General features: G+C 72.0%; 19 protein-coding genes and 1 pseudogene. 6 read left to right on the top strand and 14 right to left on the bottom strand.

Annotated elements, in window-relative coordinates:
• Nucleotides 1-19 precede the first annotated feature (19 nt).
• The 3 genes from AB0I72_RS09615 (at nt 20) to AB0I72_RS09605 (ending at nt 4,787) form a co-directional block, all read left to right on the top strand.
• On the top strand, nt 20-2,605 hold the full coding sequence (locus tag AB0I72_RS09615) for a hypothetical protein (protein WP_358564891.1): 2,586 nt from the start codon (nt 20-22) through the stop codon (nt 2,603-2,605).
• Between the two features lie 9 nt (nt 2,606-2,614).
• On the top strand, nt 2,615-3,265 hold the full coding sequence (locus AB0I72_RS09610; RefSeq protein WP_358564888.1) for a hypothetical protein: 651 nt from the start codon (nt 2,615-2,617) through the stop codon (nt 3,263-3,265).
• A gap of 256 nt (nt 3,266-3,521) precedes the next feature.
• The gene (locus tag AB0I72_RS09605) at nt 3,522-4,787 is read left to right on the top strand and encodes a delta-60 repeat domain-containing protein (protein WP_358564885.1); all 1,266 of its coding nucleotides are present in this window, start codon (nt 3,522-3,524) and stop codon (nt 4,785-4,787) included.
• 34 nt (nt 4,788-4,821) lie between these two features.
• Here AB0I72_RS09605 and AB0I72_RS09600 read toward each other — a convergent pair whose 3' ends face one another.
• Nucleotides 4,822-5,106 carry a DUF4229 domain-containing protein gene (locus tag AB0I72_RS09600; protein ID WP_358564882.1) on the bottom strand — a complete coding sequence of 95 codons (285 nt, stop codon included), beginning with the start codon at nt 5,104-5,106 and terminating at the stop codon, nt 4,822-4,824.
• Nucleotides 5,107-5,540: 434 nt separating this feature from the next.
• Here AB0I72_RS09600 and AB0I72_RS09595 point away from each other — a divergent pair, with 434 nt between their 5' ends.
• A complete protein-coding gene (locus AB0I72_RS09595) occupies nt 5,541-5,741 on the top strand; it encodes a BldC family transcriptional regulator (RefSeq protein WP_358564879.1) in 201 nt (66 codons plus the stop codon).
• A gap of 127 nt (nt 5,742-5,868) precedes the next feature.
• Entirely contained in the window at nt 5,869-6,225 is a 357-nt protein-coding gene (locus AB0I72_RS09590; RefSeq protein WP_358564877.1) for a PLD nuclease N-terminal domain-containing protein, read from the top strand.
• Nucleotides 6,226-6,318: 93 nt separating this feature from the next.
• On the opposite strand, the gene ccsB is transcribed toward AB0I72_RS09590, so the two are convergent.
• The 12 genes and pseudogenes from ccsB to AB0I72_RS09530 form a co-directional block, all read right to left on the bottom strand.
• On the bottom strand, nt 6,319-7,284 hold the full coding sequence (gene ccsB / locus AB0I72_RS09585) for a c-type cytochrome biogenesis protein CcsB (RefSeq protein ID WP_358565617.1): 966 nt from the start codon (nt 7,282-7,284) through the stop codon (nt 6,319-6,321).
• A 26-nt stretch (nt 7,285-7,310) separates the two neighbouring features.
• Entirely contained in the window at nt 7,311-8,927 is a 1,617-nt protein-coding gene (locus AB0I72_RS09580) for a cytochrome c biogenesis protein ResB (protein WP_358564874.1), read from the bottom strand.
• Complete coding sequence (locus AB0I72_RS09575) at nt 8,927-9,730, bottom strand: cytochrome c biogenesis protein CcdA (protein ID WP_358564871.1); 804 nt, start codon at nt 9,728-9,730, stop codon at nt 8,927-8,929. Before AB0I72_RS09575 ends, AB0I72_RS09580 begins: the two co-directional genes overlap by 1 nt.
• The gene (locus AB0I72_RS09570; RefSeq protein ID WP_358564868.1) at nt 9,730-10,488 is read right to left on the bottom strand and encodes a TlpA disulfide reductase family protein; all 759 of its coding nucleotides are present in this window, start codon (nt 10,486-10,488) and stop codon (nt 9,730-9,732) included. The genes AB0I72_RS09575 and AB0I72_RS09570 overlap by 1 nt, the downstream gene beginning before the upstream one ends.
• 225 nt (nt 10,489-10,713) lie before the next feature.
• Nucleotides 10,714-10,917: a helix-turn-helix domain-containing protein gene (locus AB0I72_RS09565; protein WP_017601078.1), complete on the bottom strand. Its 204-nt coding sequence runs from the start codon at nt 10,915-10,917 to the stop codon at nt 10,714-10,716.
• A gap of 253 nt (nt 10,918-11,170) precedes the next feature.
• Complete coding sequence (locus tag AB0I72_RS09560; RefSeq protein WP_358564864.1) at nt 11,171-11,968, bottom strand: phosphatase; 798 nt, start codon at nt 11,966-11,968, stop codon at nt 11,171-11,173.
• A gap of 188 nt (nt 11,969-12,156) precedes the next feature.
• A complete protein-coding gene (locus tag AB0I72_RS09555; protein WP_358565615.1) occupies nt 12,157-13,317 on the bottom strand; it encodes an acetoin utilization protein AcuC in 1,161 nt (386 codons plus the stop codon).
• 183 nt (nt 13,318-13,500) lie between these two features.
• On the bottom strand, nt 13,501-15,018 hold the full coding sequence (locus AB0I72_RS09550; protein WP_358565613.1) for a DUF1109 domain-containing protein: 1,518 nt from the start codon (nt 15,016-15,018) through the stop codon (nt 13,501-13,503).
• Between the two features lie 505 nt (nt 15,019-15,523).
• A pseudogene (proC, locus tag AB0I72_RS09545) lies at nt 15,524-16,321 on the bottom strand (pyrroline-5-carboxylate reductase); the annotation flags it as partial.
• 78 nt (nt 16,322-16,399) lie between these two features.
• Complete coding sequence (locus AB0I72_RS09540; RefSeq protein WP_358564861.1) at nt 16,400-17,359, bottom strand: sugar phosphate isomerase/epimerase; 960 nt, start codon at nt 17,357-17,359, stop codon at nt 16,400-16,402.
• 170 nt (nt 17,360-17,529) lie between these two features.
• Nucleotides 17,530-18,096, bottom strand: a complete 567-nt coding sequence (locus AB0I72_RS09535) for a C40 family peptidase (RefSeq protein ID WP_358564858.1) — start codon at nt 18,094-18,096, stop codon at nt 17,530-17,532.
• Nucleotides 18,097-18,308: 212 nt separating this feature from the next.
• The gene (locus AB0I72_RS09530; RefSeq protein WP_358565610.1) at nt 18,309-19,130 is read right to left on the bottom strand and encodes an SGNH/GDSL hydrolase family protein; all 822 of its coding nucleotides are present in this window, start codon (nt 19,128-19,130) and stop codon (nt 18,309-18,311) included.
• Nucleotides 19,131-19,389: 259 nt separating this feature from the next.
• Here AB0I72_RS09530 and radA point away from each other — a divergent pair, with 259 nt between their 5' ends.
• Nucleotides 19,390-20,751 carry a DNA repair protein RadA gene (radA, locus tag AB0I72_RS09525; protein ID WP_358564856.1) on the top strand — a complete coding sequence of 454 codons (1,362 nt, stop codon included), beginning with the start codon at nt 19,390-19,392 and terminating at the stop codon, nt 20,749-20,751.
• Between the two features lie 22 nt (nt 20,752-20,773).
• Here radA and AB0I72_RS09520 read toward each other — a convergent pair whose 3' ends face one another.
• Complete coding sequence (locus tag AB0I72_RS09520) at nt 20,774-21,226, bottom strand: SSI family serine proteinase inhibitor (protein ID WP_358564854.1); 453 nt, start codon at nt 21,224-21,226, stop codon at nt 20,774-20,776.
• Nucleotides 21,227-21,310 lie beyond the last annotated feature (84 nt).

Raw genomic sequence — 21,310 nt, 5'->3', positions numbered from 1 at the left:
ACCGCTTGGAGAGACGGCAGTGACCACCCGTATGTGCACGCCCACGGGCGGCGTGATCAACCCGAGCATGTTCCCGATCCCCACCACGGACCCCGACGAGCTGGAGGCGCTCGCCGGCGCCCTCCGCACGGACGGGGAGACGGTGTCCGACGTCGGCGCCGACATCAAGTCAGCGTGGGCGGGCCTGACCTCCTGCTACTCCGCTCCCGAGGCCGCGGAGCTGTACGCGGTGGTGGACCCGGTCGCCACCGACGGGGACTCCGTCCAGAGCGGCATGGCCAGCGCCGCGACCGCGCTGGAGACCTTCGCCGACGAGGTCCGCGGCATCAAGGCGCGGTGGGCCACCCTCACCACGGACGCCAACGACTTCCTCGCCAGCATCGAGGGCGACGACGACTGGCGCAGCCCCGACACGTGGTCGTGGGAGTGGTGGTCCGGCGGCGAGAGCCCGAAGGTCGCCGAGCACCAGGCGCTGCTGGACCGCGCCGACCAACTGCGGCAGGACTTCGAGGCCGCCGAGGTGACGTGCGCCAACGCCCTCAACGCGGGCATCCCGGGCCGCACCTCGTTCGTGCACGGCGACGGCGGCGAGCCGGGCCCGAACGAGTTCGCCCACGGGTACGACGGGTACCTGGGCGACGTGCCCATGGCCTGGGGCGGTCCGGTGGAGACCGACGACGCGTGGTTCGTCGACGTCGGCAACTCGGTCAAGGACTTCGGTGTGGGCGCCCTGGAGGACCTCGGCGGCCTGGTCGGCATGCACAGCTCCGAGGGCTGGTTCCAGATGTCCTGGGGCGACGCCCTGTGGGAGAACTACGAGGGGGCCGTCCAGGGCGCGGCCTCGCTCGTCGGCATGTACGACTCCGAGAGCGGTGACTGGGGCTGGGCGGGCTGGGACAACGTGGGCTCGGCCTGGCGCGACGCCGCGCACGCGGTGGTGCCCTGGGAGGAGTGGGGCGACCGGCCCTGGTACGTCATCGGCACGGCCGTGCTGAACATCGGCGCCACGGTCGGCGGCGCGCTGCTGACCGCCACCGGTGTGGGCGCCGTGGTCGGTGTGCCGCTCATGGCCTGGCGCGGTTCGGCCATCCTCGGCCGGATGGGCGGCGGCCGCACACCGGACGTGGACCTGCCCGACGGGGGGACCCCCGACCTGGCCATCCACCTGAACCTGCCGCGCTTCGCCGGGGGCGCCCGGGAGCTGTTCAGCGTCGACCTGCCCCACCTCGACCTGGCCGGGGTGAGCCCGTCGCGGATGGCGGACATGCGGGAGGCGCTGGACCGCCTGGTCGGCCGGTACGGTGTCGGCGACGGAGCGACGGACGGCGCCCACGGCCCCCGAAGCGACCGTCGGTACGGTGACGGCGGCGAGGACCCCACCACCCAGGACCTCGCGGACGCCGTCACCGTCGAGGACGTGCTCAACCCGGCCTCGCCCGAGGCCACCCGCCTCCGGGACCGGTACCAGGGCGAGTTCCTGGAGAACGACCTGCGGTCGGAGGGCGGCTGGGAGGCGTCGCAGACCGGGCGGAACGACGGCCCGGAACTGGACCGCGAGCCCGCGCTGCTCGGCCCCCGCGCCGACACCGGCGACGCCGCCGCAGCCCCCGACAGGCCGTCCCGGCGCGTCGACCTGACCGGCGACGACGGCCTCGACGACCTGCCGGACCACCGGCGGAACGACGTCGACACGGGCGATCGGACCCCGGACGTCACCAACAGCGTGGACGGCGCCGACGGGACCCGCCCGCGCGACACCGGCGACGACGGCCCGTCGAACGGCACGCGCACGAGCGACCCGGGCGACGGACGGGTCGATCCCCCCAGCGACACCGGTGGCCACGGGCCAATGCCCCCCACCCCGCGACCGGTGTCCGGCCTCCCCGACGACACCGCCTCGGAGACCCCTGAACCCCTCGAGACCCCCGAACCCACGCAGCCGAGCAACCTGAAGCCGGACCACGGCGGACCGATGTCTCCCGAACTCAGGGACGACGTCCGGGCCAGGATCCAGGAGGTCCCCGGCTTCAGGCAGCTCCGCTTCGACGCCAAGGACTTCGAGAGCCTCTTCAACTCCCTGGAGAACAGGAGGTCCACGGTCGGCGCGCAGACGGCCGACATGCTCCTGGGCGGACGCCTCGCCCACGTGGAGGGGTTCGGCGACATGATCTCCTCCCTGAAGAGCAGGCAGGACCTTCCCGCCCGGAACCAGGAGATGAGGATCGCGACGGACCTGCTGGACGCGGGATTCCCAGCGGAGAGGGTCGCGTTCCCCGGAAAGAACCCCGTCACCGGCGAGGACCTCGACGTGGCCGTGCGGGGCGAGGACGGCAGGATCGAGTACGGGTACCAGGCGAAGGTCGTCGACAACCCGGAGGGCATCAGGAGCGCGCTCCGAAAGATCAGGAAACAGTTCCCCGCGACGTCAGAGGCGACCCACCGGGGTGGCATCATCGAGGCGAACTTCGAGATGGGCAAGCTCCTCGACAGGGACCTGAGGGCCCTCCACGACGCCGCCAGGGCCGATGGCATCTCGTTCCACATCCACTTCCTGGACGGAACCCTCGACTTCCCCCCTGGCACGCCCCTCTACCCGACCAACTAGGAAGAACTCATGTCAACGCTCCTGCGGGCACCAAGTGAAGTCGGTTCGTGGCTGTGGTACGTCGAGGGCCCCGAGAAGCCTGACATCGGTGACAGCCTCGACGTCCTGGCCAGGGTGGCGGGCGTGCTGGAGAAGCACGGCCTCTTTCGGTCGGATGTCCTGGAGGTCTGCTGGAACGAGTACGGGAGGGGCAAGATCGGCGTCTGGACGCGGCTGGCTCCGGGCGTCCCGTACACCGACCCCCGATACGCAGCGTTCGTGCGACAGAGCAGGCCCTCCGGCTTTCCCCAGGCGCACGCCGCGCACCTCGACACCGTCAGCACCGGCACGTGGATCGACGCCCGAGGCGGACGGCGGCAGGAACTCCAGTTGGTCAACCTGACAGTCTCCCCCGAACCGGGGGAGATCGAGGTGGAGGTCAGCGTCCACCACGACATCTGGTCCTGGTACGACTTCTCCGGGCACCCCCATCCCGAGGTCCACGACCGGAACGCTCCGCGCCTGGCCGCGGCTCTCGAAGAGGTGGAGACGGCACTCCAGACCGGGACGGAGAACGGCGAGAGCACGTACTTCGGCGTGTCGGAGGGCTTCTGGATCAAACGCCCGGACCCCGAGGACCTCGTGGACGGTCTGGCCATGGACGCCACCGACAGGTTGTGACCGCTATGCGACCCCACGAGGAAGGCGCGCGCTTCGACCAGGTCTGGTGCACGGAGGACGGGGGACTCGTCCTGGTCGAACTCAAGGGGGACCCGGAACCTCCGTGCCCTGCCGCGTCCATGGAAAGCCGGACACCCGCGACACAACACCCATAACAATGTGTGATTAAGGAGCGACTCTTTGCCACAATGTGGTGGCGCCCCAATCCCGTGGCACACCGGCCCCGGCCGACATCCACGACCGAGGAGAGTCCTCCGTGATACCCACCCGACTGACCGCGCTCACGATGAGCGCGATGCTCCTGCTCCCCGTCGGGGTCGCCGTCGCGGCCCCGACCGCCGCGGCGACCGGTACGGGCGCCGTCAGCGAGGAACCCGTCCCCTGGACCCCGCACGTCCTGGACGGGCGTGTGAAGGACATCCTGCGCGTCGGTGACGTCGTCGTGGTCGCCGGGGACTTCAACCGCGTGGCGGACAGCGACCGGCTCCGCATGCACGACCGGCGCAACCTGTTCGCGTTCGAACACGGAACCGGCCGCCTCATCGAGGAGTTCGACCCCGACGTCAGCGGAACCGTCCACTCCGTGGTCCCCGGCCCCGACGGCTCCGTGATCATCGGCGGCGCCTTCCGCCTCGTCAACGGTGAGCGGAGCGGGGGTCTGGCGCGCCTCTCCCTGGCGGACGGCGGCACCGTCCCCGGGTTCGACGCCCGGCTCGACGACGGCACCGCGATGCGCCTGGCCACGGACGGCACGCACGTCTACGTCGGGGGCGCGTTCCACGGGGTCAACCGCGAGGCGCGCGTGGGCATCGCCCGGATCGACGCCCGCACCGGCGCCGTGGACCCCGGCTTCGCCCCCCGGATCTCCGCTCCGCGCCGCGGAAGCACGCGCCTCCAGGAGCTCGCGCTGAGCCCCGACGGCGGCCGTCTGCTCATCAACGGCACCTTCACCAGGGTCGACGGCCAGAAGCGGTTCCAGATCGCCATGATCGACACGGCCACCGGCGCCCCGACCCCGTGGTCGACCACGGCCTTCGAACCCGACTGCGACTACTCCCGCATGCACACCTACATGCGGCAGATGGACTTCTCCCCCGACGGGTCCTTCTTCGCCGTCGCGACCGCGGGCGGCCCCTACATCAAGCCCGGACTGTGCAAGGCGGTCGTGCGCTTCGACGTCACCGACACTCCGGACGCCAGCCCCACCTGGTACAACAAGACCGGCGGCGACGCGGTGTACTCGGTGGAGGTCACGCCCGGCGCGGTGTACGTCGGCGGGCACCAGCGCTGGATGGACAACGAGCTCGGCGCGCACAACGCCGGCCCCGGCGCGGTCGCCCGCGAGGGGATCGCCGCGGTCCACCCGGAGACCGGCCGCGCGCTGCCCTGGAACCCCGGCCGCCCCCGCGGCCACGGAGCCGAGGCCCTGCACGCCACCCCGGACGGCCTGTACGTCGGCAGCGACACCGAGCGGCTGGCGGGCGAGTACCGCGCCCGGCTCGGCATGTTCCCGGCCGCCTGAGGGCGCGGCGCGGGAGCCGTCGGCCGGGGAGGACTCAGGCGTCCCCGGCCGACGCGCGGGTCTGGTCCCCGTCCTCGCGCGAGGCCCCGGCCGAGAGGCGGTCGCCCACCCCGGGGTCGCGGCGCTCGTTCAGGCGCTCGATCGTGGCGGCGGACATCTGGTCGCGCAGCCTCGACAGCAGGACGTAGGAGACGAGGCCGCTGACGAGCCAGGCGAGGACCAGTGCGATCCACGATCTGGCGCCGAACAGATAGACGACTCCGAAGGCCGCCGCGAACAACCCGAGGCGGGCAGCGGTATAGGTCAGCCAGCTACGCATGGAAAAGCCTCACAACAGACGATTACCTGGACTAGATTGGTCGCAACACCCATCAGCGCGCGTTTGCGTCCGACCCCCGACGGGCCGGGAGCGTTCCGGGCGGCCGTTCCGCCCGTGCGCGCGCTGGCCGGGTGAGACGCCCCAGAAGCCCTGACCTCAAGGTTAAGGGCGTGCACCGGGAGGCCCGCACCAGGGCGGCGTGTGTCGTCTCTCAGGGGGTGGCCGGGACGGTCCAGCCATGGGTCTGGACGGTCATGGGATGTTTCAATCCCGACAGCAAGGTCCGAACATCACGTTCCGGTCACATATCCCGTACTCCTCCCCCCAACAACGCAATTTCTCCGAAAACTAGGGAGGAAACGGACCAACTCGTGCACACTAGGGGATCAAACGCCCGCCGCCCCCGCAGCCGAGGCGGGCACGATTGGGGGAATGTGAAGGTGGAACGAGCTAGCGAACGCCTGTTGACCCCCGGGGAAGTGGCCTCACTCTTCCGGGTTGATCCCAAGACCGTCACTCGCTGGGCCGCCTCCGGGCGGATCAGCAGCATCCGCACCCCGGGCGGTCACCGCCGCTTCCGGGAGTCCGAGGTACGCGCGCTCCTGTCCGGGGAACCGGCCGAGAGCTCACACTGAGGGAGCCCTTCCGACGCGGGGCCGCGCCGCTCAGCTCCACGGTCCGCAGCACCCCCGTACGGCCTCCCCCGAACCCGTGTCCGGTGTCCCAGCTGTGAGGAGTCGACAGCAAGAGTAGGCTGGAAGCATGGTATGGCTCGGTGGCCTGATCACTCTCGCGACGATCGTTCTGTGGGTGTACGCGTTCTGCGACGCGCTCACCACGTCAGTCCAGGATGTGCGCAACCTGCCGAAGTTCCTGTGGTTGGTCGTCATCGCGGTGTTCATGCCCGTCGGCGCGATCCTGTGGCTCTTCCTGGGGCGACCTCGCCAGTCGGCCCCGGCGTCCGGCGGCACGCCCTCTCCGGCCCAGGCCGGGTCGACCGCGGACGATCTCGACCCGTCCGACTTCACCAAGCCCTCCAGCGGCCCGCACCCGCTCGGGCCCGACGACGACCCCGAGTTCCTGCGACGGCTCGACCGCCGCATCGACCCGGACGAATGACCGACCGCGCGATCACACGACGGTGGGGCCGCACCCGCGAGGGGGTGCGGCCCCACCGTCGTCCCGGGACCCGAACGCGCGGGCGCGGGCCCCTCAGGCGTAGGAGTGCAGTCCGCTGAACAGGTAGTTCACGGCGAAGAAGTTGAACATGATGGCCGCGAAGCCCACCAGGTTGATCCAGGTCGCCTTCCGGCCGCGCCAGCCGCCGGTGGCCCGGGCGTGCAGGTAGGCGGCGTAGATCACCCAGGAGATGAACGACCACACCTCCTTGGGGTCCCACCCCCAGAACCGGCCCCACGCCTCGTCGGCCCAGATCGCGCCCGCGATGATGCCGAACGTCCACAGCGGGAACGCGAACAGGACGAAGCGGTGCGACAGCCGGTCGAGCATCTCCGAGGTGGGCAGGCGCCCGGCGATCCCGGCGACCTCCTCGCCCCGCGCCCGCCTGCCCTCGGCCCAGTGCGACACCAGGTACACGATCGCCGCGACACCGGAGACCATGAACGCGCCGCCGGAGATGATCAGCGCGGTGATGTGGATCGGCACCCAGTACGAGTCGAGCGCCGGGATGAGCGGCCCCGGGTCCACGTACAGCCAGCGCACGCCGATCCCCAGCAGCACCAGCACCGGGACCAGGACGAACGCGCCGAGGTACCGCGCCTGGTAGCGGAAGGACGCGAACAGCAGGCCCGCGACGGCGACCAGGCACAGGGCGACGATGAACTCGAACATGTTGCCCCACGGCCACCGGTCCGCGGCCAGACCGCGCGTGACCACCTGGGCGACGCTGAGCAGGAAGCCCAGCGACGTCACCGCGAGGGCGATCCGGCCGAGCACGCTCTGGGAGGCCCGCGCCTCGCCCTCACTCGTGCGGACCCGGACCTCGATGCCGTCGTCGGCGGCGTCGGGGTCCGCCGTGGCTCCCGCGCCCACCGGCATGAGCCGGCCGGCCTTCAGCTTGGTGCGGCGCCCGTAGGCGGCCTCGATCGCGAAGAGGAACAGCGCCGCCGCGTACGCGAGGATCATTCCGATGATCAGCGTGTCGCTGGCGGACGCCATCGCCTCGTTCGACAGTGCGGCAATCGTCACCGCTCACTCCGTTCGTCGACTGGGTCGGATGGTCTGTCGTGTCGGTCCGCTGAGTCGGATCCCTGGCGGAGCCGGTCGGCGAGCCTGGTGGTGAGTTCGTGGAACTCGGCGTTGTCCCCCGCCACCTCGGTCTTGCCGAGCCCGGCCAGCTCGACCGTGGTCCGGCCGTCCTCCCCCTTCGTCGCGCGCACCCACACGCGGCGCGGACGGACGAACAGGGTGATGAGCAGTCCCCCGACGGCCGCGACGGCGGACCCGAGGGCGAAGGGCCGGGCCCCGTCGCGGTTGGTCTGGAGGCTGACGTACTCCCGGACGCCGGTGAAGGTGACGGACCCGGCGCCGTCCGGCAGCTCCCAGGTGTCGCCGACCTCCATCACGGGCGAGGAGCCGAGCTCCTCCATGCCCTCCGTGCGCAGCTGGTACACCGACTGCGGGTCGAGCAGCCCCAGGTCGCCCCGGTACCCCTCCAGGGTGACCCGCGGATTCCGCGCGCCGGGGAAGGTCGAGACCATCTCCCCGTCGGCGGTCTCCTGCGCCGTGGGCAGGAAGACGCCGACGAAGCCCAGCTGCTCCCCGCCGGTGTCGGGCACCTTGAGGACACCGTCGGAGGTGAAGGTGGCGGTCTCGCGGAACAGGAACGGCACCGCCTGGTCGAAGACCACCTCGCCGTCGGCGTCGCGGACGACGAACTCCGGCGCGTACCCGTGCCCGAGCAGGTAGAGCTGCACCCCGTCGACGGTCAGCGGGTGGTTGACCTCCAGCCGGTGCCGCCCCTCCTCGGCGTCGGGCGACTCCCGGTAGGTCATGTCGGCGACGTAGGACGAGGCCTGCCCGCGCAGACCCCCCTCCTCGATGAAGGTCGCCTCGAAGTCGTCGAGGCGGAGCGTGAACGGCTGGAGGTCGTCGGTGTCGGTCCAGTGCCCCGGGTAGATGGCGTCGTAGGAGGGCAGCGTGTTGGCGAAGCCGTCCCCCTCGACGATGAGCATGTTGCCCCGGTAGCCGAAGAACGCGCCCGCGGCCAGGGCCGCCAGGAGCCCGAGCAGCGCTAGGTGGAACAGCACGTTCCCGGCCTCGCGCAGGTAGCCGGTCTCGCTGGAGAGCGAGTCGCCGTACCGCTCGACCCGGTACCCCCGCAGGATCCGCCGGGCCTGCTCCAGCGCGGTCTCCGGGCTCGCGTCGGTCGTGAAGCGCGCCGCGTACGGCATGCGGTCGAGGTTGCGCGGGGTGCGCACCGGACGGGCGCGCAGCGCGCGGGCGTGCGCCACGGCGCGCGGGAGGACGCAGCCCGCCAGGGAGACGAACAGCAGCAGGTAGATCGCCGCGTACCAGGGCGAGGAGAAGACGTCGAAGAGGGCGAACCGGTCCAGCCACGGGGCCAGGTCGGGGTGCTCCCTGAAGTAGGTGTTGACCTCATCCACGCTGACCACGTTCTGCGGCAGGACCGACCCCGGGATGGCGCCGACCGCCAGCAGGAACAGCAGGATCAGCGCGGTGCGCATCGAGGTCAGGGTCCGCCAGGTCCAGCGCAGCCATCCGAGGACGCCGATCCCCTTCGGCCGCGGCGCGGCGGTCTCCCCCTCGGCGGCGGGTGTTCCGGTCTCGGTCGTCGTCATCAGATCACCGTCTGGAATCCGGCGGTCCAGCCCTGCATGACGGTGGTCAGCTCGGTCCACAGGCCGGTCACCATGGCGAGGCCGACCAGGACGAGCATGACACCGCCGATCACGGTGACCGCCCGGGTGTGGCGTTTGAGCCAGGCGAACGCGCCCAGCGCCTTGCGGTAGAGGAGTGCGGCCAGGAGGAACGGCAGGCCCAGGCCGACGCAGTACAGGAGGGACAGGAGCATGCCGCGCCCGGCGCCGCCCTCGACGAAGGCCAGGGACTGCACGGCGGCCAGGGTCGGCCCGATGCACGGGGTCCACCCGAGCCCGAACAGCACGCCGAGCAGCGGCGCCCCGGCCAGGCCCGCCCGCGGCAGCCGGTGGAACCGGAACTCGCGGCCGAATCCGGGCAGGACGCCCATGAAGGCCAGGCCGAGCACGACGGTGAGCGCGCCCAGGACCCGGGTGATGGTGTCGGTGTGGTCGAGCAGGACGTCGCCCAGCCAACCGACGAACCCGCCGACCGCCACGAAGACCAGAGTGAACCCGGCGATGAACAGGGCGCTGCCCGCGACCATGGTCCAGCGGCGCGAGGCCAGCTCGGTGTCGATATCGGTGGCCGTGGCCGTTCCGCCCCCGGACGCGGCCCGGCGCTCGCGTACGGCGGCGCCGCCCATGCCGGTGACGTAGGAGAGGTAGCCCGGGACCAGGGGGAGGACGCACGGGGAGAGGAAGGACACGAGTCCGGCGGCCATCGCCAGGGGCGCGGCCAGGAGCAGTGATCCGCTGAGGACGGTGGCGCCGATCGACTCCATCAGTCGGTGCCCTCGTCGGCCGCGCCGTCCGCGCCCTCGGTGGGCTCACCGGTGGGCTCGGCCTCCTCGGCGGAGGCGTCGGGGGAGGCCTCGGCGGACTCCCGCGCCTCCTCCGCCTCCTGTTCGGCGACGCGCGGCCGCTGCTCGGGATCGCCGAGGCCGAACTCGACCACGATCGGGTCGAGCAGGTCGGTGAGCTGTCCGTAGGTGGTGGGGCCGATGACGCGGGCCGCGATTCGGCCGTCCGGATCGATGACGATGGTGGAGGGGATCGCCCGGGGCGGGACGGTGTCGCGGAAGGCCTGCGGGATCTCGCCCGGCTGGTCGTAGACGCTGGGGTAGGGGATCTCCTGGGCGGCGACGTAGGCGCTCGCGGCGGTGTCGTCGTCCTTCATGTTGACGCCGAGGAAGTCCACGCCCAGGTCGGCGTACTCGGTGTGCACCTCGTCGAGGACGGGCTGCTCCGCCCGGCAGGGGCCGCACCAGCTGGCCCACACGTTGAGGACGAGGATGCCGCCCTCGTAGTCGCTGAGCGCGACGTCCTCGCCGTCCAGCGTGGTGCCGGAGACCTCGGGCGCCTCCAGCCGCTCCGCCGCCTCGAACACGGTCGCGCTGCCGTCGCCGGAGATGAAGCGCTGGTCCTCGTTGCTCTGGATCTCGGTCCCGCCGGCGCAGCCGGACAGGACGAGCGCGGCGGCGACGGGGAACGCCGCGAAGCGCGGCGCACGGGGCCGCGCACCGACTCTGGCACTGGGCATCGAGGATCCTCGCGAATGGGGCTGAGCAGGGCGGACTACGACAACGACAAAGTGTAGTAGCTGCCCGGCACCCCACCTCGGCGGCCCGGCGGTACCGGTGTTCGCCCAGCGCAGGGGGAAGGGGGATCCCGAGGGGGCCGGTGGTGGAGGACACACCCGCCCCCGGGATGGTCAGCAGACCGGGGGCCGGGCACACGGCCCCGCCCCGGTCGGCCGCTCCGCGCGTCAGCCGGCCTCGACGAAGGCCTCGCGGAGATAGTCGTGCACGGCACGCTCGGGGACCCGGTAGGAACGTCCCACGCGAATCGCGGGGAGAACCCCCGAGTGCACCATTCGGTAAACGGTCATCTTGGACACGCGCATGATCGTGGCGACCTCCGCCACGGTCAAAAACCTGACCTCGTCGAGAGGCGGCTTGCTCCCGTTCATCTTCCGACGCCCTCATTCCCGGACGTGAGCATTGGCTACCGTTCGGCCCGGCGTGGAAGCCCACGGAGGGGCGACCCCGGAATGCGCCCGTCCCACCGCCACGCCGGTGTGTCATACCGTCACTACTGACACGTCCGTTTTCAGAGTAGAACGGAGTTCGCCCGAGCGAAAGGGCGTTGGTCCCCTCTTCTCCGCACCGCCTCTCCAGCCCGCCCCAAGAGGTTTAGCGCTGGGTATAAATGGTCGACCCCGATCACACGAGTCCCGCCCGGGCGAGGACGTAATCACGCAGGGGCGCGTAGTCCTCGGGCGGATATCCGTCGTCCAAAGGCACGGTGACCAGCAGTTTTCCCTCGTGTTCACCGAGGAACAGAGCGGGGTCGTTACTGTCGGCGAAGCCCATCGCGGGCACCCCGGCCTCACCCGCCGCACCCGCGAAACCGTGGTCGGCGATGACCAACTGCGGCCACGCCTCACCGCGGTTCGAGAGGTCGCCGAGGATGGCACGCATGGCGAAGGGGTGATGGCTGTGACGGGGGTGGTGGCCGTCCGTGACGATGGCGACATCGTCCCTCCAGACCACGGTTCGGCGGCTCGGGGGGCGTTCCGCGGGCACCTCGTAGCTGTAACCCTCGGCCGCGGTCACGACGGGGCACCCCCGCGCGGCGAGGGCGCCCTTCCAGGCGGCGTACATCGCCCGGAGTTTGAGGGGGTGCCCGGTGGCGAACATGACCGACTCGCGCCGCTCGGCGGCCAGGGCGAGGCGGTCGGCGACCCCCTCCAGGGCGTCGACCGTGAGGTCGGGGTCGATGGTGTCGATCCCCCAGGTGTACTCCTCGTCGGCGACCACGCCGCACCGTTTGCTCATGAGCGCGAGCACCTCGGGGAATGTCCAGTCGTGGGAGAAGGTCAGACCGAACCGGTGGTAGGGGTCGCCGTCCACGAGCCGCCGATAGTGCCGAAGATTGTTCTGGCGAGGGGTGTCGACATGTCCCGCGATCCCCTTGCGGACCAGATACGTGACGAGTTCAGCGCGTGTCGGCGGCGTCACCGGCGTTCCCCTTCCTCGAATGCGCGGCGAGCGTGCGCCACGCTGTGCGGCCACCACGACGCCTGCTCCCGTTCGCCCGGTATTCAACCTCTTCCTACCCACTGAACGCACGCCACGCCCAATCCTGCCGATTTCGGCCGTGTGCGCACACACGTACGGACTCGCGGGGAAACTCCCGAAGGGCGCCGTCAGAGGCTGGGGTCGATTCCGTGGCTGGGGAAAACCGCGGTACGGGTCGCGTGGATCGCCCGGTCCACCGGGTCTCCGGGGTCGTACCCCTCCTCGAACCGGGCGAAATCCACCTCGCGCCCGTCGGTCATGTACAGCGGGGCCTGTTCGCCCGTGCGCAGCCGCACGAAGTCGCGCCACGCCTGCGGGGTCTCGGTCTCGGGGTCGACCGGCGCGCCGGCGGCCTCGGCCAACAGGTGGGTCCACGCGCGCGGGACGACGTGCACCAGGCCGTACCCGCCGCCGCCGAACAGCAGCCACCGGCCGCCCGCCGTCTTCTGCGCGAGCTTGTGCAGCTCGGTGTAGGCGCGGCGCTGCCCGTCGAGGCTCAGGGTGAGATTGGCGAGCGGGTCCAGGGCGTGGGTGTCGCACCCCTGCTGGGTGACGAGGATCTCGGGCTGGAACTCGTGCAGCAGCGGCGGCACGACCGCGTCGAAGGCCCGGTGCCACCCGGAGTCCCCGGTCCCCGCCGGGAGGGCGACGTTGACCGCGTACCCCTCGGCGCCCGGGCCGCCCGTCTCGAAGGCCTGCCCCGTGCCGGGGAAGAGCGTGGTCGGCGACTCGTGGAGGCTGATGGTGAGCACGCGGGGGTCGTCGTAGAAGGCCCGCTGCACCCCGTCGCCGTGGTGGACGTCGACGTCCACGTAGGCGATCCGCTTGGCGCCCTGCTCCAGCATCCACGCGATGGCCAGCGCCGGGTCGTTGTAGACGCAAAAGCCCCAGGCGTGGCCGCGCATGGCGTGGTGCAGGCCGCCCGCGATGTTGGCGGCGTGCGCGGTCTCGCCGTTCCACACGGCCTTGGCGGCGGCGACCGAGGCCCCGGAGATGAGCGCGGCGGCGTCGTGCATGTCGGGGAAGACCGGGTTGTCGGCGGTGCCGAGCATGTGGGCGTCGTCGGGCTCCAGTGTCTTCCCGGCCCGCTTCACCGCCTGGATGTAGGCGGGCTCGTGCACCAGGGACAGCAGCTCGTCGGAGGCGGGTTCCACGTCCAGGAGACCGACCCCGGGGGCGTCCAGGACCCCCAGCTCACGGCTGAGCGCCATGGTCAGCTCGACGCGGACCGGCGCCATCGGGTGCTGCGGTCCGAAGTCGTAGGCGGTGAGTCCGTCGTCCCACGCCAGCCGAAGCGAACAGGACGTGCGCCCTCCCATGCCGTGACCCCCGTTCCAGGTGCGCGTGCTCCACTGCACACAGTACGCACCGGGGACGGCGGACCGAACCGCGGGGTCGGTCCGGACCAGTCGGCCCGGACGCGGAACGGCCCGAGTCGGACGCTGGGTCCGGCCCGGGCCGCCGACGCGTCACTACTCCTCGCGCATCACGTAGAGGCAGGTCTCGTACCGGTCACCGCCGCTGAGGTTCAGCGTGCCGTGCAGGGGGATGGAGCGGCCCGAGTCGGAGACGAGCAGCATCCGGTACTCCCCCGGCTCGAACTCGACGCGCATGACCTCTCCGCCGCGCTCGAAGCACGAGTTGCCCGACGGCGGCGACGTGTACTCGCCGCAGTCCTCGCACGCGGGCGTGACGACCTCGTCGTGGACGCCGTCCGGCCCCACGTAGAGGAACCGCATGTCGAACGGACTGTCGTTGGTGACCTCCATGACGACCCGGTCGCCGTCCGTGCTGCCAGTGGGCCGCGCGTCGAAGTCGGAGTCCCCGTAGACGGTCAGGATGTCCATCTCCTGCTCGATGCGCGCGGCGCCCACGAAGCGGACCAGGTCCTCGACGTCGTCGGCCTCGTGGTCCGGGTACTCCGCGGTGAGGAAGTCGGTCATCTCCTCGGCGGTGTCGGCCGAACCGTCCTCGACCTCGGCCCATCCGCACTGGCGGGCCGCGTCGGGAGCCTCGGCGTCGATCCGCTCGGTGACCGCGGGGGCGGCGGACCAGTCGAGGTCGGCGAAGACCTCGATCTGCCGGAACGCCGCGCACCAGCGCTCCGCCGCGTACTCGGACGTGCCGAGGTCGTACAGCTCGACCATGGCGTCGGGCACCCGTCCGGCGGCCTCGGTCCCCGCGTAGTCGCCGGGGATGACGCCGTAGATCTCGTGCGCCCGCTGGAAGCCGTCGCGGATCTCGTCGGTGACCTCGCCGGTGTAGGCCTCGGCGGTCTCGTTCGCGATGCTCCCCGCGTAGGAGAGGTAGGTGTCGGCCACCTCGCCGTCGGTGTCCTCCCAGCGGGAGGCCGGGTGGGCGAAGTAGCTGCCGTAGGTGTCCAGCGCCTCGTCGTACTCCTCGTCGGACACCTGGTCCTGGGCCTCGGCGAGCAGGCGGCAGGCGTCGGCGCCGGCCCGCGCGCGGTCCATCAGGGACGGGGACATGGACAGCTGGAAACCGGCCTCGATCTGCTCGTAGTCGTCGACGGCCGCGTCGCAGTCACCGCGCGCGTGCGTGGCGTCGGCGACGCGCAGCCGCCACTCGCCCGCCTGCCACACACCGGCCAGGCCCGCCAGGACGGCGACCACCAGGGCGGCGGCCGTGAGCACGGGGGCGAGCTTCTTCGCGGGCTGCTCCCCGGCGGCCGTGGTGCGCTCGTCGCGGACCCGACCGGCGAACAGACCGTGCGTGGCCGCGGCGAGGAACCACACCAGCAGGACGGGCGCCCAGATCAGCAGGTGGTCCGCGGCGCCGTGGAACGCGGCGCCGACCAGGAGGCCCACGGTGACCGCGAGCGCGATCCCGAAGAACGGCCACTGGCGCAGGAACACGTACCCCGCGCCCAGTCCGGAGAGGTTGAGCAGCGCGGCGCGCACGCCCGAGGGCGAGGCGAAGAGCCCCAGTCGCGGCGGCCGGGGCGGCGGGGGTCCGAACTGCCCGGGAGGCATCCCGCCCGGGGGCATGCCGCCGGGGGGCATTCCTCCGGGAGGCATCGCACCGGGCGGCGTGCCCATGGGGGCACCGAAGGCGCCGGGCGGCGGCGAGCTGAACTGGGGTCCGGAGGGCGGCCCGACCGGAGGGGGCGGGGGAGCGCCGCCGGGCGGCTGCTGCGGTCCGAACTGAGGCGGCTGTGGCTGCTGGGGACCGGAAGGCTGTTGCCGCGGGGGCTGTTGGGGTCCCGACTGCGGCTGCTGCGGGGGCTGACCGGGCTGGGGCTGGCCCGGGGGCTGCTGGGACGGGTCGAACGGGGGTGGAGAACTCATGGGGGCCCTGGGGTCGGGAGGGGATGGGATGTCCCGCACACACGGGACCGAGATGGGGAGCGATGTCCCCTTCCTCGCACACTATCCGTGTCTGAGGACGTCCCACCCCGTGGTCAGCGGCCGATCCCGGCCAATCCCGCCCCCCGCCCCAGGCCCGCTCGGGCCCGCCCGAGCGCGGCCCGTCCGCGGATCAGCTCCCGGACAACGCCCGGCTGCGGTCGCGGGCGGCCTCGATCGCGTCGGTGAAGGCGGTGCGCACACCGTGGCGCTCCAGCTCACGCAGGGCGGCCGCGGTGGTCCCGCCCGGTGAGGTCACCGCCTCCCGCAGCACGACGGGGTGCTCGCCGGAGTCCGTGAGCATGGCGGCGGCGCCGGTCATGGTCTGCTCGACGAGCTTCTGCGCGGTGGCACGCGGCATGCCCATCGCCACACCCGCCTCGACCATCGTCTCGGCGATGAAGTAGAAGTAGGCCGGCCCGCTCCCGGAGATGGCGGTCACCGTGTCCATGTGCTGCTCGCCCACACGGATCACCTCGCCGACGGCGCCCAGCAGCTCCTCGGCGCGGTCCAGGTGCTCGGGCCCGGTGTTGGCCCCGCCCGAGATGGCGGTCATGCCGCGCCCCATGAGCGCGGGGGTGTTCGGCATCGCCCGCACCACGGGCACCCCGACCGGCAGGTGGCTCTCCATCACGGAGGTGGTGAGCCCGGCGGCCACCGAGATGACGAGGCGGTCCGGGGCCAGGTGGGCGGACAGGTCGTCCAGCAGCGCCACCATGTCCTGCGGCTTGAGGGCCAGCAGCAGCGTGTCGGCCCGCTTGGCGGCCTCCTCGGCGGGCACCACCTCGACCCCGTACCGCCGGCGGAGCTCGTCGGCGTGCTCCACCCGCGGCTCCGTGACCAGGACGTCCTCCGGCGCGTGGCCCCTGGCCAACATCCCGGCGAGGAGCGCCTCGCCCATCTTCCCTGCACCGATGATCGCGATCATGAAGGTTCCTCTCCGCGGGTCTCCTCCACGCTAACGGCACGGGGGCTCCGGTGCGGACGGGACGTCTCACACCGTGGACGGTCAGCGGCGGTCGGGACCCTCCGTGCCCTGGTCGCCGTCCTGGTCGTCGACGGTTCCCTGCGGATCGACGGAGAAGTGGCGGGGCGGCGCGGGCGGCCTGCGGCGCAGCAGGGCGATGCGTTCACGCCGGTCGTGCGGCTGGGTTCCGGCGTCGGCGGTGGGCTTGGCGAAGTGCAGGCGCGTGAAGGCGAGCGCCTCGGCCAGTTCGCGCATGCGGGACGTGCGGTCGGGCGACTTGCGGGTGCTCACCTCCAGGACGAGCTGGCCCTCGTAGCCGTCGGCCGCCAGGTACTCCAGGAGTTCGGCGACGGGCTGGCGTCCCCGGCCGGGGATGAGGTGTTCGTCGAGGTTCTGGCCGCCGAATCCGTCGGCGACGTGGACGTGCGAGAGGCGGTCGCCGAGCCGCTTGGCCATGTCCATGGCGTCGGAGCCGGACATGGCGGTGTGCGACAGGTCGAGTGTGACGTCGGGGTAGTCCCGGTCGAGCGGGTTCCAGCTCGGCGCGTAGGGCACGACCTCGCGGTCGCGCACGCGCACCGGGTACATGTTCTCCACGGCGAAGACGACGTCGGTCTCGTCCTGCATGCGCGCGACGCCGGTCTCGAACTCACGGGCGTAGTCGCGCTGCCAGCGGAAGGCCGGGTGCACGACGATGGCCTTCGCGCCCAGGGCCTCGGCCATCTCCTTGGACCGGACGAGCTTGCCCCAGGGGTCGCGGCCCCACACGCGCTGGGTGAGGACCAGGCAGGGGGAGTGGACGGCGGTGACGGGCATCTGGTGGTAGTCCGAGAGGCGCCGCAGCAGGTCGATGTCCTGGCTGGCGGGGTCGGAGGAGACGAGCACCTCCACGCCGTCGTACCCCAGCTTCGCGGCGATCTCGAAGGCGGCCGGGGTCTTCTCCGGGTAGACCGACGCCGACGAGAGGACGACGGGCGCGTCTGGGACCTGGATAGGGCTCACGAGACCCAGACTATGCGCTCCGCCCCCTTCCACGGGTTCCGCTCCGGTGAACGCGGCGTGCCGCGTCGGGAAGGAGCGAAGGAGTACGAGGAAGAGGCACCAGGGACACGGGTGCCGGGTCCGGGTCGATCAGGCCTGGCGGGCGGCGTGCGCGCCGCCCTTGGGCAGGGTCACAGCCGTACGGCTCCCGCTTCGGCCATCACGTCGCGCTCGCGCACGTGGTCGCCGCTCTCCGGGGCGTCGATCATGCGGCCCCCGCCGAGGTAGATGCCGACGTGGTAGACGTCACCGCCGCCGTGGGTCCAGTAGACGAGATCACCGCGCCGGGCGCGGGAGTAGGGGATGCGGGTTCCGGCCGCCGCCTGGTCGCGGGCGATGCGGGGCAGTGCGACCCCCGCCTGGCGGAAGGACCACTGGACGAGGCCGGAGCAGTCGAAGGTGTTCGGCCCGGTTCCGCCCCAGGCGTAGGGCGCGCCCTTCTTCGACTCGGCGGCGCGGATCGCCGTCTCCACGGCCGACCAGGGAAGTGCCTGGTGGACGCGGTCGGCGGTCCCCCCGGCGGGCGCCGGGGCCGCGTGGGCGAGGGCCGGTGCCGGGGCCAGCGCCGCGGCGAGCAGGGACACGGTCGCGACGGTGACGCGGAGCGTCCGCACGACGGTCCGCACGGAAACGGCCTGCCGCCCGGGATGGACCGGACGGCAGGCCGGGATTTGCTCGTGGTGTCGGGAGTGGGTCATGGGGTTCCCCGTTCGGATGTGCGTGCCCCGTGCCGGGTCGGCCCCGGGGCGTTCCATCCCAACGGATCACCCTTCGTCGCTTTCGTGCGGGAGCGAATCACCCTCGGTGATCAACTCTCCGTGCGACGACGGTAAAATCTCGCACGTAAATGGCGCATTTCAGTCGATGGATACGAAACCTCCATCACTCCTGACACGGTCGGTGACAGTGATCAGGACTGGACGCCCACGCCGGCCAGGAGCCGCTCGGCGACGGCCTCCATGCCCGCCTCGTTCGGGTGCACGGGAGCCGCGGTGTTCTCCGGGACCAGCCCCTCGACCCAGCGCCGGGACGAGGACTGGCAGACGTCGTGACCGCGTTCGAGGACGTCGACGAAGACCGCGCCCGCCGCCCGCGACTCCTCCGCGATCATCTGGTTGAGGGAGGTCTGGACGCCGTCCAGGTAGGCGACGTCGCCCCGGGCGATGGGCGCCTCGGGCCAGCATCCCCTGCGCTCGGGCAGGATCTGGAGGTACCCGACGCCGACGACGGTCGCCCCCGGGCTGCGCTCGGCGATCTCGGTGTAGACGCCCGACACGTCGTCGCGCAGGTCCTCGATCCGCTGGTCGAGCTCGTCGCCGTAGTGGTCGGCGCACGGGCTCCCGAACGGGTTGCGCAGGCTCCGCTTGGCGCACTGCATGAGGATGTCGGTGAACCCCAGGTCGTTGCCGCCGATCCCGACCGTCACCAGGTCGGTCTCGGGGGTGAGCGCGTCGAACTGCGGCGGGACGTCGGTCAGGTCGGTGTGCTGGGGCTCGCGCAGGTCCCGGATGACCGCGCCGGAGCAGCTGGCGTCGGTGAACTCGGCGACGCCCAGCGCGTCGGCGGCGAGTCGGGCGTAGTTGCTGGACGAGCGGAGGCAACGCGGGTCGGAGCCCGGGGCGTACGGGGGGATGAGCGGCCCCGAGGTGAACGAGTCCCCCAGGGCGACGTAGTGGTCGAAGGAGGCGGCCTCCGCGGTCTCGGCGGAGGCGGGGGCCGCGGCCAGGCACAGGGCGGCGGCGAGCGGAAGGGCGAGGAGCGGGGTTCGTCGGGGGCGGTGGGGCCGGGAAGCGGACACGGTCGTGCTGGCGTCGGTGCGGGGCACGCGGGTTCCTCTCCAGGAGCGGGGGTCAGGAAGCTTGGGACCCTACGCATTCTGTAACACAACCTACGAACGACGTTGACTAACCCGTAGGTAACTTTCATCTGTCCCGATGTGCCGCTGATCTGTCCCGCCCGGGGTGTCCCAGGGAGGCGTTAGCGTGACGGACATGGCCAAAGCAGCGAAGACGACGTTCCGGTGCACCGAGTGCGGGTGGAGCACCCTCAAGTGGGTGGGCCGGTGCGGCGAGTGCCACGCCTGGGGCACGGTGGAGGAGGCGGGCGCCCCGGCCCCGACGGCGGTCGCGCCCGCGCCCGTGACCTCCCGGGCCCGGCCGATCACCGAGATCAGCGTCGAGACCGCCGAGGCCGTGCCCACCGGGGTCGACGAGCTCGACCGGGTCCTCGGCGGCGGCGCCGTCCCCGGCGGGGTCGTCCTGCTCGCGGGCGAACCGGGCGTCGGCAAGTCGACGCTGCTGCTGGAGGTCGCGGCGATGCGGGCCGCCCAGGGCCCCGTGCTGTACGTGACCGGTGAGGAGTCCGCCGGTCAGGTGCGGCTGCGCGCCGAGCGGCTCGGCGCGCTGTCCGACAAGCTGTACCTGGCCGCGGAGACCTCGATCGCCTCCCTGGCCAGCCATGTCGAGGAGGTCGCCCCCCGACTGCTCATCGTGGACTCGGTGCAGACCATGGTCTCCCCCGACGTGGCGGGGGTGCCCGGCGGCGTCACCCAGGTCCGCCAGGTGACCGGCGCGCTGATCCAGATCGCCAAGGAGCGCGGGATCGCGACCGTCCTGGTCGGCCACGTCACCAAGGACGGCTCCATCGCCGGACCCCGCCTGCTGGAGCACCTGGTGGACGTCGTGCTGCACTTCGAGGGCGAGCGCCACTCCCAGCTGCGCCTGCTGCGCGCGGTCAAGAACCGCTACGGGCCCACCGACGAGATCGGGTGCTTCGAGCTGACCGAGACCGGCATCGTCGGACTCCCCGACCCCAGCGGCCTCTTCCTCACCGAGCGCACCGACCCGGTCCCCGGCACGTGCGTGACGGTCACCCTGGAAGGACGGCGGCCGCTCATCACGGAGGTGCAGGCACTGGTCGCGCCCACCCCGCTGCCCGCGCCGCGCCGGGCCACGTCCGGGCTGGACACGTCACGGGTGAACATGATCCTGGCGGTCCTGGAGAAGCGCACGGGCATGCGACTGGCCAACATGGACGTGTACGCGTCCACGGTGGGCGGCGTGCGGCTGGGCGAGCCCGCGGTGGACCTGGCCCTGGCGATGGCGGCGGGCAGTTCCAACAACGACGTGGCCCTGCCGCGCGGGTTCATCGCGATCGGCGAGGTGGGCCTGGCCGGGGACATCCGGGCCGTGAACGGCGTCCAGCGCAGGATCGCGGAGGCGCGGCGCCTGGGGTTCACCGAGGCGGTCGTGCCCAAGCACAGCGGGGACCCCGTGCCCGGCATCCGCACGCACGAGGTGGAGGAGCTCAGCGAGGCGCTGGCCTGGGTGGCGCGGCGCTCCAAGCGCGCATGAGTCGAGTGCCACGGCACACGCCCTAGAAGTCGAAGACCGCGCGCTTGGCCGCCCGCAGCAGGCAGCCGTTGCCGTAGGTCTCCTGGAAGGCCTCGGCGCCCATGGCGGTCGCGGCCACCGGGCGGTACTCCAGCGTGCAGACGGCGGCCGGGTCGGCCGGAACCGCCGCTATCGAACCCGCCCTGGCGATGGCGGAACAGGCCGCGGCGGCACGCGGGTGGGTGCCTCCGCTGCCCTGGGAAGCGCACAGGAGCGAGACCTCCCGCACCGACTCGTTCCCGAACCCCACGCCGTCGACCACGATCAACCGGTAGACGGCCCGGCCCCCGGCCCCCCACGCGGCGGGGTCGGGCGGGCTCGCCGGATCGGCGGGCGCGCTGGGAACGATGGGCGGCGCCGGAACGGCGGGCGCGGTGGTGGCGAGGACGGTCGCGGCTGCGACGAAGGCGGCCCGGGCGATCGCGACGAGTCTCATGGTGGCCTCCAGTCGGCCGAATGTGACGGCACGGGGCGGGGCCGCCGTGCCGTCACACCAGTCCCTTAGGACACTCCTACCCCG

The sequence above is a fragment of the Nocardiopsis sp. NPDC049922 genome (assembly GCF_040660275.1).
Classification (GTDB): Bacteria; Actinomycetota; Actinomycetes; order Streptosporangiales; family Streptosporangiaceae; genus Nocardiopsis.
The sequence above is the reverse complement of the archived record's forward strand: the minus strand, read 5'-3'. Positions and strand labels throughout refer to the sequence as shown.